Consider the following 18,506-nt stretch of genomic DNA (forward strand, 5'->3'; position numbering starts at 1 on the left):
TTAGTTTGCGTCATCAAAGCGGAAGACATCTTCGCAGGCTTGCTGCAATGCGCTGTCACTTTGAATATTGCAGTTGCGCGTCCAGCCGGTGACGCCGTTTGCGTTATCCCAACCCGGTGTCATGATGACGTTTAAACCATTAAGACTTTCTTGCCCGGTCAGAGACACCACGCCCTTCGCCACGCTCATGGCAGAGACATAGCGAGTGGTGGTGGGCGAGGGGATACCATTGCTACCGCCGTCACAGGTGTCTAATCCACCATGTTCCAGCGCGCACAATTCTACGGCAGTACGGTAAGGCACAAAGGTTTGTAGCATGTCGGTGAGTGCTGCTTTGCGCAGGTAGTTCTGATAAGCGGGAATGCCGATGGCGCTTAAAATGGCAATGATGCCAATAACCACCATCAGTTCGATAAGTGTAAAACCGCGTTGCTTGTCCATCTGTTTCGCTCCTTGATTTCGTTGGCGCTACTTTGGCAAACGCCATCGGTACAGGCGAGGGGCAAAAAACGAAACGGGAAGGTGGCTTCCGGGGTTTTTTATTACGTTGCAGCGAAAGACAAGAAATTTGCGAGGCGTTACGAAGAAAGTTGGGGAAGGGAAGATTATCCGCCCGCTACGGAGCGGATAAATCTGTCAGGAATTAGCGAAAACGCATTGAGAGATCGAGTGCCTGTACGTGTTTAGTTAGTGCACCGACGGAGATAAAGTCCACGCCCGTTTCGGCAAATTCGCGCAGTGTTTTGTCGGTGACGTTGCCAGACACTTCCAGTAGCGCCTTGCCGTTGGTGCGTTTGACGGCTTCGCGCATCTGCTCTGTTTCGAAGTTATCCAGCATGATGATATCGGCACCTGCTTTCAGGGCTTCATCAAGTTCTTCCAGATTTTCTACTTCGACTTCTACTGGCGCATCAGGGTGCAGCCAGGACGCTTTTTCGACCGCCTGACGCACTGAGCCGGAGGCAATAATATGGTTTTCTTTGATCAGGAAGGCGTCAGAAAGCCCCAGACGGTGATTCGCTCCGCCGCCGCAAAGTACCGCGTATTTCAGAGCCGAACGCAGACCCGGCAAGGTTTTGCGCGTATCCAACAACTGCGTGTTGGTGCCTTCCAGTAATTCGACATAGTGGCGAACCTTACTGGCAACCCCGGAAAGAGTTTGCACAAAATTGAGCGCCGTGCGTTCGCCCGTTAACAGCACGCGGGATGGGCCTTCAAGTTCGAACAAGGGTTGATTGGCGTGGATGATATCGCCATCATCCACATGCCAGATAATGGTGACATCGTCGCCTGCCAGTTGAATAAACACCTCTTCAACCCAGCGTTTGCCGCAAAATACGCCATTTTCGCGGGTGATCACCGTGGCATGAGAGCGAGAATTTTCCGGTAAAAGTTTTGCCGTAATGTCGTTGTTGGCATCAACTGTTCCGCCTAAATCTTCTCGCAGCGCCTGAGCCACCGCGCCGGGGATATCGAGATTAATGCGTTCCAGCAGCTCGTCACGTCGGGTGTCAGGGTTATAGCGGCGAGGCGGCATGTTAAAACTCCAGATAGCTAACGAATCATAAGGTAGAAACATGCTACTCTGAACCGGGTATTAGCACCACATATAAGGAGATCCTGCATGTTGTTAGAACAGGGGTGGCTGGTCGGCGCGCGCCGCGTTCCCTCACCACATTACGATTGCCGCCCGGATGACGAAACCCCCACCCTGCTGGTGGTGCACAATATTAGCCTGCCGCCAGGTGAGTTTGGCGGTCCGTGGATTGATGCATTATTCACCGGAACTATTGATCCGCAGGCACATCCCTTCTTTGCTGAGATCGCCCATTTGCGCGTTTCCGCCCACTGTTTGATTCGCCGTGATGGTGAAATTGTCCAGTATGTTCCTTTCGATAAACGCGCCTGGCACGCGGGGATATCTCAGTATCAAGGTCGCGAACGCTGTAATGATTATTCTATTGGGATTGAGCTGGAAGGCACCGACACGCTGGCTTATACCGATGCTCAGTATCAGCAACTGGCGGCGGTTACGCGGGCGCTGATTCATCGCTATCCAGATATCGCTAATAATATGACGGGGCATTGCGATATTGCGCCGGATCGTAAAACCGATCCTGGTCCTGCATTTGATTGGGCACGGTTTCGTGCGCTGGTCAGCAAGGAGACAACATGACGCTATTCACAACCTTACTGGTGTTAATTTTTGAGCGCCTGTTTAAGTTGGGCGAGCACTGGCAGCTTGATCACCGTCTTGAAGCGTTCTTTCGGCGGGTGAAACATTTTTCGCTGGGGCGCACGTTAGGTATGACCATTATTGCGATGGGGGTGACTTTTTTGCTGTTGCGCGCGTTGCATGGGTTATTGTTCAACGTCCCGACGCTGCTGGTATGGCTGTTGCTTGGTTTACTGTGTATTGGCGCGGGTAAAGTGCGTCTCCACTATCATGCATATCTGGCAGCTGCTTCACGTAACGATAGCCATGCCCGTTCCACAATGGCTGGCGAACTCACTATGATTCACGGCGTCCCAGCAGGCTGCGATGAACGTGAGTTCTTGCGCGAGCTGCAAAATGCACTGCTGTGGATCAATTTCCGTTTTTACCTGGCGCCGCTGTTCTGGTTGATTGTAGGGGGAACCTGGGGGCCAGTTACGCTGATGGGTTATGCGTTTTTGCGTGCATGGCAATACTGGCTGGCGCGTTACCAGACGCCGCATCATCGTTTACAGTCCGGCATTGATGCCGTGCTTCATGTGCTGGATTGGGTGCCGGTTCGCCTTGCGGGCGTGGTATATGCCTTGATCGGTCACGGTGAAAAAGCATTACCTGCCTGGTTTGCTTCGCTGGGTGATTTCCATACTTCGCAATATCAGGTGTTAACGCGTCTGGCGCAGTTCTCTCTGGCGCGTGAACCGCATATCGATAAGGTGGAGACGCCGAAAGCAGCGGTTTCAATGGCGAAGAAAACTTCGTTCGTGGTTGTGGTGGTGATTGCGCTACTGACGATTTACGGAGCGTTGGTGTAAAGATTGTAGCCCTCACCCAGCGCGGGTGAGGGCGTAGAGAGATTAATGCGCTTTTACGGCTTTTGCGGTTTTCTCTTTAAACAGATAGCCGATGCCTAACACGAGCAGCCATACCGGGATCAGGTAAACCGAAATCGCCATTCCCGGCGTCATCAGCATAATCACCAGAACCGCCGCCATAAACAGCAGGCAGATCCAGTTACCCAGCGGATAGAGCAGAGCAGGGAAACGGGTAGCCACACCTTGTGCTTGTTTGGCGCGACGGAATTTCATATGCGCAAGGCTAATCATCGCCCAGTTGATCACTAGTGCAGATACCACCAGCGCCATTAACAGTCCGAATGCGGACTCTGGGGCAAGGTAGTTAATCAGTACGCACAATGCCGTAACCAGCGCAGAGACCAGAATGGTGTTTACCGGTACGCCGCGTTTATCGACGGAAGCGAGCATTTTCGGTGCGTTCCCCTGTTGTGCCAGACCGAACAGCATACGGCTGTTGCAGTAGACGCAACTGTTGTAAACCGAAAGCGCCGCCGTCAACACCACGATATTCAGGGCGTTAGCGACAAAAGTATCGCCCAACTCGTGGAAGATCAGCACAAACGGACTGGTATCGGCGGTAACGCGCGTCCACGGCATCAGGGAGAGCAGAACGGCTAAGGAACCAATGTAGAAAATCAGGATGCGGTAGATAACCTGGTTAGTCGCTTTGGGAATACTTTGCTCCGGGTTATCTGCTTCTGCTGCGGTGATGCCCACCAGTTCCAGACCGCCGAACGAGAACATGATAATCGCCATCATCATCACCAGCCCGGTGAAGCCGTGCGGCAGGAAGCCACCTTGATCCCACAGGTTGCTAACGCTCGCCTGCGGGCCACCGTTGCCGCTGAACAGCAGCCAGCCACCGAAGATGATCATCGCCACCACCGCGATAACTTTGATAATGGCAAACCAGAACTCCATCTCGCCAAACACTTTAACGTTGGTCAGGTTGATGGCATTGATCACCACAAAGAATACGGCGGCCGAAGCCCAGGTGGGGATTTCCGGATACCAGAACTGAATGTATTTGCCGACGGCAGTAAGCTCTGCCATGGCAACTAAAACGTACAGTACCCAGTAGTTCCAGCCAGAGGCGAAACCAGCAAAACTGCCCCAGTATTTATAAGCAAAGTGGCTGAAGGAGCCTGCTACCGGTTCTTCGACCACCATTTCACCTAACTGACGCATGATCAGAAAGGCGATAAAACCGGCAATAGCGTAACCCAGGATAATCCCTGGCCCTGCGGACTGTATTACGGAGGCGCTTCCCAGGAATAGTCCTGTCCCTATCGCGCCACCCAGCGCGATAAGCTGGATATGGCGGTTTTTAAGGCCGCGCTTTAGCTGCTCGCCGTGCTGTTGACCTTCCATCATGAAACCTCGTGCGGTGATTGTTTTTTTGATCTACGCAGTGATGCGTGTGTAAGTTTGCAATTCCGTTTGTTGTATTAATTTGTTTACATCAAAAACGTTTGAATTGTTACAAAGGGACTTCCGTCAGATCAAGAATAATGGTATGCGCCAGTGAATGCACTCGCTTTATGCCAGGTTGAAGATGAGTTGCCTAAAAAGAAATCGTTTGTAAAGGAAAGCCCCGAAACACCCCATCGCAATAAATGAATATAAATTCATTTTAATGGCATTAAAAATCGAAAAATTGGTAAGTGAATCGGTTCAATTTGGATTTTTATAGTTTAATAAACGTTAAAAAAACCATTGCTCACGTAAAGTCTACATTTGTGCATAGTTACAACTTTGAAACGTCATATGTGTCAAGTTGTTAAAATGTGCACAGTTTCATGATTTCAATCAAAACCTGTATGGACATAAGGTGAATACTTTGTTACTTTAGCGTCACAGACATGAAATTGGTAAGACCAATTGACTTCGGCAAGTGGCTTAAGACAGGAACTCATGGCCTACAGCAAAATCCGCCAACCAAAACTCTCCGATGTGATTGAGCAGCAACTGGAGTTTTTGATCCTCGAAGGCACACTTCGTCCGGGCGAAAAACTCCCACCGGAACGCGAACTGGCGAAACAGTTCGACGTCTCCCGTCCCTCCTTGCGTGAGGCGATTCAACGTCTCGAAGCGAAGGGCTTGTTGCTTCGTCGCCAGGGTGGCGGCACTTTTGTCCAGAGCAGCCTCTGGCAAAGTTTCAGCGATCCGCTGGTGGAGCTGCTCTCCGACCATCCTGAATCACAGTATGACTTGCTCGAAACACGCCACGCCCTGGAAGGTATCGCCGCTTATTACGCCGCGCTGCGTAGTACCGATGAAGACAAGGAACGCATCCGTGAACTCCATCACGCCATAGAGCTGGCGCAGCAGTCTGGCGATCTGGACGCGGAATCAAACGCCGTACTCCAGTATCAGATTGCCGTCACCGAAGCGGCCCACAATGTGGTTTTGCTTCATCTGCTAAGGTGTATGGAGCCGATGTTGGCTCAGAATGTCCGTCAGAACTTCGAATTGCTCTATTCGCGTCGCGAGATGCTGCCGCTGGTGAGTAGTCACCGCACCCGCATATTCGAAGCGATTATGGCCGGTAAGCCGGAAGAAGCGCGCGAAGCATCACATCGCCATCTGGCCTTTATCGAAGAAATTTTGCTCGACAGAAGCCGTGAAGAGAGTCGCCGTGAGCGTTCTCTGCGCCGTCTGGAGCAACGAAAGAATTAGTGATTTTTCTGGTGAAAATTAGCCAGAAGATGTTGTAAATCAAGCGCATATAAAAGCGCGGCAACTAAACGTAGAACCTGTCTTATTGAGCTTTCCGGCGAGAGTTCAATGGGACAGGTTCCAGAAAACTCAACGTTATTAGATAGATAAGGAATAACCCATGTCAGAACGTTTCCCAAATGACGTGGATCCGATCGAAACTCGCGACTGGCTCCAGGCGATCGAATCGGTCATCCGTGAAGAAGGTGTTGAGCGTGCTCAGTATCTGATCGACCAACTGCTTGCTGAAGCCCGCAAAGGCGGAGTCAACGTAGCCGCAGGCACCGGCGTCAGCAACTACATCAACACCATCCCCGTTGAAGAACAACCGGAGTATCCGGGTAATCTGGAACTGGAACGCCGTATTCGTTCAGCTATCCGCTGGAACGCCATCATGACGGTTCTGCGTGCATCCAAAAAAGATCTGGAACTGGGCGGCCACATGGCATCCTTCCAGTCTTCCGCAACCATTTATGATGTGTGCTTTAACCACTTCTTCCGTGCACGCAACGAGCAGGATGGCGGCGACCTGGTTTACTTCCAGGGTCACATCTCTCCGGGCGTTTACGCACGTGCTTTCCTGGAAGGTCGTCTGACTCAGGAGCAGCTCGATAACTTCCGTCAGGAAGTTCACGGCAATGGCCTCTCTTCCTATCCGCACCCGAAACTGATGCCGGAATTCTGGCAGTTCCCGACCGTATCTATGGGTCTGGGACCGATTGGTGCTATTTACCAGGCTAAGTTCCTGAAATATCTGGAACACCGTGGCCTGAAAGATACCTCTAAACAAACCGTTTACGCGTTCCTCGGCGACGGTGAAATGGACGAACCGGAATCCAAAGGTGCGATTACCATCGCTACCCGTGAAAAACTGGATAACCTGGTCTTCGTTATCAACTGTAACCTGCAGCGTCTTGACGGCCCGGTCACCGGTAACGGCAAGATCATCAACGAACTGGAAGGCATTTTCGAAGGTGCTGGCTGGAACGTGATCAAAGTGATGTGGGGTAGCCGTTGGGATGAACTGCTGCGTAAAGATACCAGCGGTAAACTGATCCAGCTGATGAACGAAACCGTTGACGGCGACTACCAGACCTTCAAATCGAAAGATGGCGCGTACGTTCGTGAACACTTCTTCGGTAAATATCCTGAAACCGCAGCACTGGTTGCAGACTGGACTGACGAGCAGATCTGGGCACTGAACCGTGGCGGTCACGATCCGAAGAAAATCTACGCTGCATTCAAGAAAGCGCAGGAAACCAAAGGCAAAGCGACTGTAATCCTTGCTCATACCATTAAAGGTTACGGCATGGGAGACGCGGCTGAAGGTAAAAACATCGCGCACCAGGTTAAGAAAATGAACATGGACGGCGTGCGTCACATCCGCGACCGTTTCAATGTGCCGGTGTCTGATGCAGATATCGAAAAACTGCCGTACATCACCTTCCCGGAAGGTTCTGAAGAGCATACCTATCTGCACGCTCAGCGTCAGAAACTGCACGGTTATCTGCCAAGCCGCCAGCCGAACTTCACCGAGAAGCTGGAGCTGCCGAGCCTGCAAGACTTCGGCGCGCTGCTGGAAGAGCAGAGCAAAGAGATCTCTACCACTATCGCTTTCGTTCGTGCCCTGAACGTGATGCTGAAGAACAAGTCGATCAAAGACCGCCTGGTGCCGATCATCGCCGACGAAGCGCGTACTTTCGGTATGGAAGGTCTGTTCCGTCAGATTGGTATCTACAGCCCGAACGGTCAGCAGTACACCCCGCAGGACCGCGAGCAGGTTGCTTACTATAAAGAAGACGAGAAAGGTCAGATTCTGCAGGAAGGGATCAACGAGCTGGGCGCAGGGTGTTCCTGGCTGGCAGCGGCGACCTCTTACAGCACTAACAATCTGCCGATGATTCCGTTCTACATCTATTACTCGATGTTCGGCTTCCAGCGTATCGGCGATCTGTGCTGGGCAGCTGGCGACCAGCAAGCGCGTGGCTTCCTGATCGGCGGTACTTCCGGTCGTACCACCCTGAACGGCGAAGGTCTGCAGCACGAAGATGGTCACAGCCACATTCAGTCGCTGACTATCCCGAACTGTATCTCTTACGACCCGGCTTACGCTTACGAAGTTGCTGTCATCATGCATGACGGTCTGGAGCGTATGTACGGTGAAAAACAAGAGAACGTTTACTACTACATCACTACGCTGAACGAAAACTACCACATGCCGGCAATGCCGGAAGGTGCTGAGGAAGGTATCCGTAAAGGTATCTACAAACTCGAAACCATTGAAGGTAGCAAAGGTAAAGTTCAGCTGCTGGGTTCCGGTTCTATTCTGCGTCACGTCCGTGAAGCAGCACAGATCCTGGCGAAAGATTACGGCGTAGGTTCTGACGTATATAGCGTGACCTCCTTCACCGAACTGGCGCGTGATGGTCAGGATTGTGAACGCTGGAACATGCTGCACCCGCTGGAAACTCCGCGCGTTCCGTACATTGCTCAGGTGATGAACGACGCTCCGGCAGTGGCATCTACCGACTATATGAAACTGTTCGCTGAGCAGGTTCGTACTTACGTACCGGCTGACGACTACCGCGTCCTGGGTACTGATGGCTTCGGTCGTTCCGACAGCCGTGAGAACCTGCGTCACCACTTCGAAGTTGATGCTTCCTATGTAGTGGTTGCGGCGCTGGGCGAACTGGCTAAACGTGGCGAAATCGATAAGAAAGTGGTTGCTGACGCAATCGCCAAATTCAACATCGATGCAGAAAAAGTTAACCCGCGTCTGGCGTAAGAGGTAAAAGAATAATGGCTATCGAAATCAAAGTACCGGACATCGGGGCTGATGAAGTTGAAATCACCGAGATCCTGGTCAAAGTGGGCGACAAAGTTGAAGCCGAACAGTCGCTGATCACCGTAGAAGGCGACAAAGCCTCTATGGAAGTTCCGTCTCCGCAGGCAGGTATTGTTAAAGAGATCAAAGTCTCTGTTGGCGATAAAACCCAGACCGGCGCACTGATTATGATTTTCGATTCCGCCGACGGTGCAGCTGACGCTGCACCTGCTCAGGCAGAAGAGAAGAAAGAAGCAGCTCCGGCAGCAGCACCAGCGGCAGCGGCGGCAAAAGACGTTAACGTTCCGGATATCGGCAGCGACGAAGTCGAAGTGACCGAAATCCTGGTGAAAGTGGGCGATAAAGTTGAAGCTGAACAGTCGCTGATCACCGTAGAAGGCGACAAGGCTTCTATGGAAGTTCCGGCGCCGTTTGCGGGCACCGTGAAAGAGATCAAAGTGAATGTTGGCGACAAAGTGTCCACCGGCTCGCTGATCATGATCTTCGAAGTTGCGGGTGAAGCAGGTGCGGCAGCTCCGGCTCCGGCGGCTAAACAGGAAGCAGCTCCGGCAGCAGCACCAGCGCCAGCGGCTGGCGTGAAAGAAGTTAACGTTCCGGATATCGGCGGTGACGAAGTTGAAGTGACCGAAGTGATGGTGAAAGTGGGCGACAAAGTTGCCGCTGAACAGTCACTGATCACCGTAGAAGGCGACAAAGCCTCTATGGAAGTTCCGGCTCCGTTTGCAGGTGTTGTGAAGGAACTGAAAGTCAACGTTGGCGATAAAGTGAAAACTGGCTCGCTGATTATGATCTTCGAAGTTGAAGGCGCAGCGCCTGCGGCGGCTCCGGCGAAACAGGAAGCGGCAGCGCCGGCTCCGGCAGCAAAAGCTGAAGCTCCGGCAGCAGCACCGGCTGCGAAAGCCGAAGGCAAATCTGAATTTGCTGAAAACGACGCTTACGTTCACGCGACTCCGCTGATCCGTCGTCTGGCACGCGAGTTTGGCGTTAACCTGGCGAAAGTGAAGGGCACAGGCCGTAAAGGTCGTATCCTGCGCGAAGACGTTCAGGCTTACGTGAAAGAAGCTATCAAACGTGCAGAAGCGGCTCCGGCGGCGACTGGCGGCGGTATCCCAGGCATGTTGCCGTGGCCGAAGGTGGACTTCAGCAAGTTTGGTGAAATCGAAGAAGTGGAACTGGGCCGTATCCAGAAAATCTCTGGCGCGAACCTGAGCCGTAACTGGGTGATGATCCCGCATGTTACTCACTTCGACAAAACCGATATCACCGAGCTGGAAGCGTTCCGTAAACAGCAGAACGAAGAAGCAGCGAAACGTAAGCTGGATGTGAAAATCACCCCGGTTGTCTTCATCATGAAAGCCGTTGCTGCGGCACTTGAGCAGATGCCTCGCTTCAACAGTTCTCTGTCGGAAGACGGTCAGCGTCTGACCCTGAAGAAATACATCAACATCGGTGTGGCGGTGGATACCCCGAACGGTCTGGTTGTTCCGGTATTCAAAGACGTCAATAAGAAAGGCATCATCGAGCTGTCTCGCGAGCTGATGACCATTTCCAAGAAAGCGCGTGACGGTAAGCTGACTGCGGGCGAAATGCAGGGCGGTTGCTTCACCATCTCCAGTATCGGCGGCTTGGGTACTACCCACTTCGCGCCGATTGTGAACGCACCGGAAGTGGCTATCCTCGGCGTTTCCAAGTCCGCGATGGAGCCGGTGTGGAATGGTAAAGAGTTCGTGCCGCGTCTGATGCTGCCGATTTCTCTCTCCTTCGACCACCGCGTGATCGACGGTGCTGATGGTGCCCGTTTCATTACCATCATTAACAACACGCTGTCTGATATTCGCCGTCTGGTGATGTAAATAAAAGAGCCGGCCCAACGGCCGGCTTTTTTTCTGGTAATCTCATGAATGTATTGAGATTATTAGCGAATAGACAAATCGGTTGCCGTTTGTTGTTTAAAAATTGTTAACAATTTTGTAAAATACCGACGGATAGAACGACCCGGTGGATAATGGGCGTCATAAAAAAAGCGTCAGACCCGCCGGAGATAAATATATAGAGGTCATGATGAGTACTGAAATCAAAACTCAGGTCGTGGTACTTGGGGCAGGCCCCGCAGGTTACTCTGCTGCCTTCCGTTGCGCTGATTTAGGTCTGGAAACCGTAATCGTAGAACGCTACAACACCCTCGGCGGTGTTTGCCTGAACGTCGGCTGTATCCCTTCTAAAGCACTGCTGCACGTAGCAAAAGTTATCGAAGAAGCCAAAGCTCTGGCTGAACACGGTATCGTCTTCGGTGAACCGAAAACTGATATCGACAAGATTCGTACCTGGAAAGAGAAAGTGATCAATCAGCTGACCGGTGGTCTGGCTGGTATGGCGAAAGGCCGCAAAGTAAAAGTGGTCAACGGTCTGGGTAAATTCACCGGGGCAAACACCCTGGAAGTTGAAGGTGAGAACGGTAAAACCGTGATCAACTTCGACAACGCGATCATCGCAGCGGGTTCTCGCCCGATCCAACTGCCGTTTATTCCGCATGAAGATCCGCGTATCTGGGACTCCACTGACGCGCTGGAACTGAAAGAAGTACCAGAACGCCTGCTGGTTATGGGTGGCGGTATCATCGGTCTGGAAATGGGAACCGTATACCACGCGCTGGGTTCACAGATTGACGTAGTTGAAATGTTCGACCAGGTTATCCCGGCTGCTGACAAAGACATCGTTAAAGTCTTCACTAAGCGTATCAGCAAGAAATTCAACCTGATGCTGGAAACCAAAGTTACTGCCGTTGAAGCGAAAGAAGACGGTATTTATGTGACGATGGAAGGCAAAAAAGCACCGGCTGAACCGCAGCGTTACGACGCCGTGCTGGTAGCGATTGGTCGTGTGCCGAACGGTAAAAACCTCGACGCAGGCAAAGCTGGCGTGGAAGTTGACGACCGTGGCTTCATCCGCGTTGATAAACAACTGCGTACCAACGTACCACACATCTTTGCTATCGGCGATATCGTCGGTCAGCCGATGCTGGCACACAAAGGTGTTCACGAAGGTCACGTTGCTGCTGAAGTTATCGCCGGTAAGAAACACTACTTCGATCCGAAAGTTATCCCGTCTATCGCTTATACCGAACCAGAAGTTGCATGGGTGGGTCTGACCGAGAAAGAAGCGAAAGAGAAAGGCATCAGCTACGAAACCGCCACCTTCCCGTGGGCTGCTTCTGGTCGTGCTATCGCTTCCGACTGCGCAGACGGTATGACCAAGCTGATTTTCGACAAAGAATCTCACCGTGTGATCGGTGGTGCAATTGTCGGTACTAACGGCGGCGAGCTGCTGGGTGAAATCGGTCTGGCAATCGAAATGGGTTGTGACGCGGAAGACATCGCGCTGACCATCCACGCGCACCCGACTCTGCACGAGTCTGTGGGTCTGGCGGCAGAAATATTCGAAGGTAGCATCACCGACCTGCCGAACCCGAAAGCGAAGAAGAAGTAATTTTTCGTGTGCCGGAACATCCGGCAAATTAAGAAGCGGCTATTCTGGCCGCTTCAGATTGTTGACAAAGTGCTCGTTGTCGATGCCGGATGCGGCGTAAACGCCTTATCCGGCCTACAAAATCATGCAAATTCAATACATTGCAGGTGCCGTGTAGGCCCGATAAGCTTGCGCATCGGGCGATTCGATGTTTGTCATCAGTCTTAAGCGGCTAACAACGCCGCTTTTTTTACGCCTGCAATTTACCTTTCCAGTCTTCTTGCTCCACGCTCAGACAACCGTTCACGTACCGCTGACCGTTGCTCGTTATTCAGCCTGGCAATATGGTTACTGTCGTTTAGACGTTGCGGGCGGTTCTCCTGAACTTTCTCCCGAAAAACCTGACGTTGTTCAGGAGATGCCGATTGAATACGCTGGCGGGCGTTATCACGCTGTTGTTGGTTCAATGGGCGCTGCTCTGGTGATGCGGACTGAATACGCTCACGCGCTGCCTCTCTTTGCTGCTGGTTCTGCGGGTTAGTCTGCATTTTCTCGCGTACCGCCTGGCGCTGTTCGGGTGACGCGGACTGAATACGCTGACGCGCCGCCTCTCTTTGCTGCTGGTTCTGCGGGTTAGTTCGCATTTTCTCGCGTACCGCCTGGCGCTGCTCAGGTGACGCGGACTGATAACGCTGACGAGCGGCATCCTTTTGCTGCTGGGTCAGTGGTTGGCGACGGCTGAACTCGCGAAAATCTTCATAATTGCCATAGTGTTCCGCTTCATTAAATCGCTGTGCCGCAGCCTGACGCTGGGTATCGCGTGTAGTCTCAGGTGTGGAGTGTGTTCGTTGCCGAAACTGGCTTGCCGCAGCCTGACGCTGACTGTCGCGCGATGGTGCAGGAAGCGACGTGGCGCTCATGCCGCCACTGACATCGGTTTGATGAAACCGCTTTGCCATATCCCTGTCATGATAAGGTACACCATCTCGATAGTTTGGGTTGTGCCGCCATGCCATATTCTTATCAGTAAGATGCTCACCGGTGATGCGGTTGAAATTGTTGACGTCGATATTGATGTTGTCACCGTTGTGTTGCCAGCCGTTGCCGTCACGATGACCGCCATCGTGATGGTAATCATCATCGTCATGATGATGATGGTCATGATCGTCGTCATCCCAGTCGATGCTGCTGAATAACGCGTATGTAGTGGCGACGCCCATGCTGTAGCCGAAACCGCGCACAAAGCTGTCAACAAACGGTTCTCCCGCAGGCGGCGGTAGGTAAACTGGCGGATACGCGGTATTGGCCCAGTTCCCGTAAACCACGGTCGGGTTGTAGTTGGGAATATAAACCACATCCGGATTGGTTGGTTCGATAGTTATTACGGTTGGTGCAGGCTCTGCAATGACGGGGCTGGCTGTTGAAACGGTATTGGATTGTATGACGGGAGCCGTGACAGCCTGTTTTACCGGTACAGCTTTCTTCGTTGCCGTAATGACTTTCTGTTCGGTTGATGACTTCAGCGATCCGGTTTGTTGCGCCAGTTGACGCAAACGCTGTACCGAGTCCATTACATCCTGCGGCTGCGCCAGAAACGCATCGCCGAGGTTTTGTACCCACTGCGGGTTTTCGCCCATCAATGCCATCAGCTGTGGAAACGCCACCAGTGATTTGACGCTGGCATCCCACGGCTGGTCAGCTACTGCCTGAATAGCAGCGTCACCTTGTTTAAGTGGATTATCGTGCGACCATTGCACTGCTTGCGCAACGTTTGCCGGATAGGTTGATGCCATTAACACTTGTGAAAGCAGAGAATCGGGGTACAGCGCGACAGGCGCGACCCATTGATCAATTTGTGCAGTACTGAAGGTAGATTTGACGACGGCGGGCGTTACTGGCGGCGCGGAAACCGTTGCAGGAAGCGTAGCTGTAGTGACAACAGGCACAGTTTGCGCTTCTACAGGCGTTTCCACAGTGCGGCTTTTTACATACAAAGCACCGGAAGTGGCACAAAGCCCGGCACTGCAAATTAGCGCCAGCACATGGGGTTTAAACGGCAAAGTCATTTTCATAATTCGGATCTCAAGGAAATCGCAATGGTCGGCGAACTGCCACCCGCAGGTGCTGTGAATCCGAGTATAAAGAGGCGGTAGTTTAAATTTTGACTAATCTTGGGGTTCGTTGAGAAAGGTGATTATCACCATGCGAATTAACGAAGTTTTTACGAAGGGAAACAATCTCTAGACTATCCTTAACGATTCAGCCACTTTTTTATGTTGCTTTTTTGTAAACAGATTAACACATCGTCAAAATCCTGCTATTCTGCCCGTTGCGGTACTGGGCATTTACCCTACAAACTGCTGTCTCACAGGAGCGTGAAGAGAATCGCCTGCCGCACTATGACAATGAGAGCGAGGAGAACCGTCGTGCTAGAAGAATACCGTAAGCACGTAGCTGAGCGTGCCGCTGAGGGGATTGCGCCCAAGCCCCTGGATGCAAACCAAATGGCCGCGCTTGTAGAGCTGCTGAAAAACCCGCCTGCGGGCGAAGAAGAATTCCTGTTAGATCTGTTAACCAACCGAGTTCCCCCTGGCGTCGATGAAGCCGCCTATGTAAAAGCTGGTTTCCTTGCTGCTGTCGCGAAAGGCGAAGCCAAATCCCCACTGTTGACTCCAGAAAAAGCCATTGAACTGCTGGGCACCATGCAGGGTGGTTACAACATTCATCCGCTGATCGATGCGCTGGACGATGCCAAACTGGCGCCAATTGCCGCCAAAGCACTGTCTCATACGCTGCTGATGTTCGATAACTTCTATGATGTAGAAGAAAAAGCCAAAGCAGGCAACAAATACGCGAAGCAGGTTATGCAGTCCTGGGCGGATGCCGAATGGTTCCTGAATCGCCCGGCGCTGGCTGAAAAACTGACCGTTACCGTTTTCAAAGTTACCGGCGAAACCAACACTGATGACCTCTCTCCGGCACCGGATGCGTGGTCACGCCCGGATATCCCACTGCACGCGCTGGCGATGCTGAAAAATGCCCGTGAAGGTATTGAGCCAGACCAGCCAGGCGTTGTTGGGCCGATCAAACAGATTGAAGCCCTGCAACAGAAAGGTTTCCCGCTGGCGTACGTCGGTGACGTTGTGGGCACGGGTTCTTCGCGTAAATCCGCCACTAACTCCGTACTGTGGTTTATGGGCGATGATATTCCGCATGTGCCAAACAAACGCGGTGGCGGACTGTGCCTCGGCGGCAAAATTGCGCCAATCTTCTTTAACACGATGGAAGATGCCGGCGCACTGCCAATTGAAGTGGACGTCTCCAACCTGAATATGGGCGACGTAATTGACGTTTACCCGTACAAAGGTGAAGTGCGTAATCACGAAACCAACGAACTGCTGGCGACCTTCGAACTGAAAACCGACGTGCTGATTGATGAAGTGCGTGCGGGTGGTCGTATTCCGCTGATTATCGGTCGCGGTTTGACCACCAAAGCGCGTGAAGCACTTGGTCTGCCGCACAGCGATGTCTTCCGTCAGGCGAAAGATGTGGCGGAAAGCGATCGCGGCTTCTCGCTGGCGCAGAAAATGGTGGGTCGTGCCTGTGGCGTGAAAGGCATTCGTCCGGGCGCTTACTGTGAGCCGAAAATGACTTCGGTCGGTTCTCAGGACACCACCGGCCCAATGACCCGTGATGAACTGAAAGACCTGGCGTGCCTGGGCTTCTCGGCTGACCTGGTGATGCAGTCTTTCTGTCACACAGCGGCTTATCCGAAGCCGGTTGACGTTAACACACACCACACGCTGCCGGACTTCATTATGAACCGTGGCGGTGTGTCGCTGCGTCCGGGTGATGGCGTAATCCACTCCTGGCTGAACCGTATGCTGCTGCCGGATACCGTGGGTACTGGCGGTGACTCTCATACTCGTTTCCCGATTGGTATCTCCTTCCCGGCGGGTTCTGGTCTGGTGGCATTTGCTGCCGCGACTGGCGTTATGCCGCTGGATATGCCGGAATCCGTTCTGGTGCGCTTCAAAGGCAAAATGCAGCCGGGCATTACCCTGCGCGATCTGGTACACGCGATCCCGCTGTATGCGATCAAACAAGGTCTGCTGACCGTTGAGAAAAAAGGTAAGAAAAACATCTTCTCTGGTCGCATTCTGGAAATTGAAGGTCTGCCGGATCTGAAAGTTGAGCAGGCATTTGAGCTGACCGATGCGTCCGCCGAGCGTTCCGCTGCCGGTTGTACCATTAAGCTGAACAAAGAGCCGATTATCGAATACCTGAACTCCAACATCGTTCTGCTGAAGTGGATGATCGCGGAAGGTTACGGCGATCGTCGTACCCTCGAACGTCGTATTCAGGGCATGGAAAAATGGCTGGCGAATCCTGAGCTGCTGGAAGCCGATGCGGATGCGGAATACGCGGCAGTGATCGACATCGATCTGGCTGATATTAAAGAGCCAATCCTCTGTGCACCGAACGATCCGGACGACGCACGTCCGCTGTCTGCGGTACAGGGTGAGAAGATCGACGAAGTGTTTATCGGTTCCTGCATGACCAACATCGGTCACTTCCGTGCCGCCGGTAAACTGCTGGATGCGCATAAAGGACAGTTGCCGACTCGCCTGTGGGTGGCACCGCCAACCCGTATGGACGCCGCGCAGCTGACAGAAGAAGGCTACTACAGCGTCTTCGGTAAGAGCGGCGCGCGTATCGAGATCCCTGGCTGTTCCCTGTGTATGGGTAACCAGGCGCGTGTGGCGGACGGTGCGACGGTGGTTTCCACCTCTACCCGTAACTTCCCGAACCGTCTGGGTACTGGCGCGAACGTCTTCCTGGCTTCTGCGGAGCTGGCCGCTGTCGCGGCACTTCTTGGCAAACTGCCAACGCCGGAGGAGTACCAGACCTACGTTGCGCAGGTAGATAAAACTGCCGTTGATACTTACCGTTATCTGAACTTCAACCAGCTTTCTCAGTACACCGAAAAAGCGGATGGGGTGATTTTCCAGACTGCGGTTTAAAAAGTCAGCGCACGCGCTGCGCATAAACGAGACAATGCCCGGAGAATGTGATTCCCGGGCATTTTTTTATTTCTAAACCATCGCCGTTCCGCTGTTTTTCTCCGGTAAGGCTGCGATAATTACATCAATGGCGCAATGCGATTTCGGCGCATTGCCGGGAGCAGAGGAACACACTATGGATTACGAATTTCTGCGTGATATTACCGGAGTGGTAAAGGTGCGTATGTCCATGGGGCATGAAGTGGTCGGGCACTGGTTTAATGAAGAGGTGAAAGAAAACCTGGCCTTGCTTGATGAAGTGGAAGACGCCGCGCGCACGCTCAAAGGTAGCGAACGTTCCTGGCAGCGGGCAGGGCATGAGTACACGCTATGGATGGACGGCGAAGAGGTGATGATTCGCGCCAATCAACTGGAATTCGCTGGCGATGAAATGGAAGAGGGGATGAACTACTACGACGAAGAAAGCCTGTCGCTGTGCGGCGTTGAGGATTTTCTTCAGGTGGTGGCGGCTTACCGCAATTTCGTGCAACAGAAGTAACTAAATCAGGCGGAGCCTCGGTGCTCCGCCTGAGCCGTTAAATAGCTGGCATATTGCGCCCGTAATAAATCTCGCGCATTTCTTTCCACAGCGCAGCGGTAATTTCTTTGCGCTCGCTGTCGGTCAAATCTTCCGGTTTGGTGTGGAACATGTAGTGCTTAAGGTCGAACTCTTTAAGCAACATCTTGGTATGGAAGATATTTTCCTGATAGACATTTACATCCACCATGTCATACAGCGCCTTCATATCCTCGGACATAAAGTTCTGAATCGAATTAATCTCATGGTCGATAAAGTGCTTCATGCCGTTGATGTCACGGGTAAAACCGCGCACGCGATAATCAATGGTTACGATATCAGACTCAAGCTGGTGGATCAGGTAATTCAGCGCCTTCAGCGGGGAAATCACGCCGCAGGTGGAGACTTCTATGTCGGCGCGGAAGGTACATAAACCGCCTTCAGGATGGCTTTCCGGGTAGGTATGTACGCAAATATGACTTTTATCGAGATGGGCAACCACGGCTTCTGGCAGCGGGCCGGGGTGTTCTGTTTTGTCGATAAGTTTCGGATCAACCGGCTCTTCGCTCACCAGAATAGTGACGCTGGCACCCTGTGGTTCGTAATCCTGGCGGGCGATGTTAAGAATATTGGCTCCGATAATGGAACAGGTTTCTGACAGGATTTCGGTCAGACGGTTGGCATTATAGAGTTCATCGATATAAGCAATATAACCGTCGCGCTCTTCGGCGGTTTTGGCGTAGCAGATATCGTAAATACAAAAACTCAGACTTTTGGTCAGATTATTAAAGCCATGCAGTTTCAGTTTTTTCAATTTCTTATCTTCTCC

At 52.4% G+C, this 18,506-nt stretch carries 13 protein-coding genes; 8 read left to right on the forward strand and 5 right to left on the reverse strand.

All coding sequences use genetic code 11. The features are described 5' to 3' along the window. On the reverse strand, nt 1-441 hold the full coding sequence (ppdD, locus tag WES_RS17310; protein ID WP_000360898.1) for a prepilin peptidase-dependent pilin: 441 nt from the start codon (nt 439-441) through the stop codon (nt 1-3). Between the two features lie 202 nt (nt 442-643). Then, the gene (gene nadC, locus WES_RS17305; protein ID WP_001135151.1) at nt 644-1,537 is read right to left on the reverse strand and encodes a carboxylating nicotinate-nucleotide diphosphorylase; all 894 of its coding nucleotides are present in this window, start codon (nt 1,535-1,537) and stop codon (nt 644-646) included. A gap of 87 nt (nt 1,538-1,624) precedes the next feature. Here nadC and ampD point away from each other — a divergent pair, with 87 nt between their 5' ends. Continuing rightward, entirely contained in the window at nt 1,625-2,176 is a 552-nt protein-coding gene (gene ampD / locus WES_RS17300; protein WP_016159378.1) for a 1,6-anhydro-N-acetylmuramyl-L-alanine amidase AmpD, read from the forward strand. Then, entirely contained in the window at nt 2,173-3,027 is an 855-nt protein-coding gene (gene ampE / locus WES_RS17295; RefSeq protein ID WP_000171989.1) for a beta-lactamase regulator AmpE, read from the forward strand. Before ampD ends, ampE begins: the two co-directional genes overlap by 4 nt. A gap of 42 nt (nt 3,028-3,069) precedes the next feature. Here the strand turns inward: ampE and aroP are convergent, their stop codons facing one another. Then, nucleotides 3,070-4,443, reverse strand: a complete 1,374-nt coding sequence (gene aroP / locus WES_RS17290; protein WP_077630333.1) for an aromatic amino acid transporter AroP — start codon at nt 4,441-4,443, stop codon at nt 3,070-3,072. A 540-nt stretch (nt 4,444-4,983) separates the two neighbouring features. On the opposite strand from aroP, the gene pdhR reads away from it, so the two are divergent. The 4 genes from pdhR to lpdA all read left to right on the forward strand — a co-directional run bounded on the left by pdhR (nt 4,984) and on the right by lpdA (nt 12,118). Further along, nucleotides 4,984-5,748 (forward strand): pyruvate dehydrogenase complex transcriptional repressor PdhR, encoded by a 765-nt coding sequence (gene pdhR / locus WES_RS17285; protein WP_000331776.1) that lies wholly within the window; start codon nt 4,984-4,986, stop codon nt 5,746-5,748. A gap of 160 nt (nt 5,749-5,908) precedes the next feature. Further along, nucleotides 5,909-8,572: a pyruvate dehydrogenase (acetyl-transferring), homodimeric type gene (gene aceE / locus WES_RS17280; RefSeq protein ID WP_000003836.1), complete on the forward strand. Its 2,664-nt coding sequence runs from the start codon at nt 5,909-5,911 to the stop codon at nt 8,570-8,572. Between the two features lie 14 nt (nt 8,573-8,586). Further along, nucleotides 8,587-10,485: a pyruvate dehydrogenase complex dihydrolipoyllysine-residue acetyltransferase gene (aceF, locus tag WES_RS17275; RefSeq protein ID WP_016159377.1), complete on the forward strand. Its 1,899-nt coding sequence runs from the start codon at nt 8,587-8,589 to the stop codon at nt 10,483-10,485. A 208-nt stretch (nt 10,486-10,693) separates the two neighbouring features. Then, the gene (gene lpdA, locus WES_RS17270) at nt 10,694-12,118 is read left to right on the forward strand and encodes a dihydrolipoyl dehydrogenase (protein ID WP_000102484.1); all 1,425 of its coding nucleotides are present in this window, start codon (nt 10,694-10,696) and stop codon (nt 12,116-12,118) included. A gap of 242 nt (nt 12,119-12,360) precedes the next feature. On the opposite strand, the gene WES_RS17265 is transcribed toward lpdA, so the two are convergent. Beyond that, nucleotides 12,361-14,169 (reverse strand): DUF3300 domain-containing protein, encoded by a 1,809-nt coding sequence (locus WES_RS17265; protein ID WP_016235148.1) that lies wholly within the window; start codon nt 14,167-14,169, stop codon nt 12,361-12,363. Nucleotides 14,170-14,523: 354 nt separating this feature from the next. Between WES_RS17265 and acnB the strand changes: the two genes are divergently transcribed. Together acnB and yacL are read left to right on the forward strand one after the other, a co-directional pair. Continuing rightward, the gene (gene acnB / locus WES_RS17260; protein WP_010350028.1) at nt 14,524-17,121 is read left to right on the forward strand and encodes a bifunctional aconitate hydratase 2/2-methylisocitrate dehydratase; all 2,598 of its coding nucleotides are present in this window, start codon (nt 14,524-14,526) and stop codon (nt 17,119-17,121) included. Nucleotides 17,122-17,296: 175 nt separating this feature from the next. Next, the gene (gene yacL / locus WES_RS17255) at nt 17,297-17,659 is read left to right on the forward strand and encodes a protein YacL (protein ID WP_010350025.1); all 363 of its coding nucleotides are present in this window, start codon (nt 17,297-17,299) and stop codon (nt 17,657-17,659) included. Between the two features lie 37 nt (nt 17,660-17,696). On the opposite strand, the gene speD is transcribed toward yacL, so the two are convergent. Then, complete coding sequence (speD, locus tag WES_RS17250) at nt 17,697-18,491, reverse strand: adenosylmethionine decarboxylase (RefSeq protein WP_000734283.1); 795 nt, start codon at nt 18,489-18,491, stop codon at nt 17,697-17,699. Nucleotides 18,492-18,506 lie beyond the last annotated feature (15 nt).

The sequence above is a fragment of the Escherichia sp. KTE31 genome (genome assembly GCF_000407925.1).
Classification (GTDB): domain Bacteria; phylum Pseudomonadota; class Gammaproteobacteria; order Enterobacterales; family Enterobacteriaceae; genus Escherichia; species Escherichia ruysiae.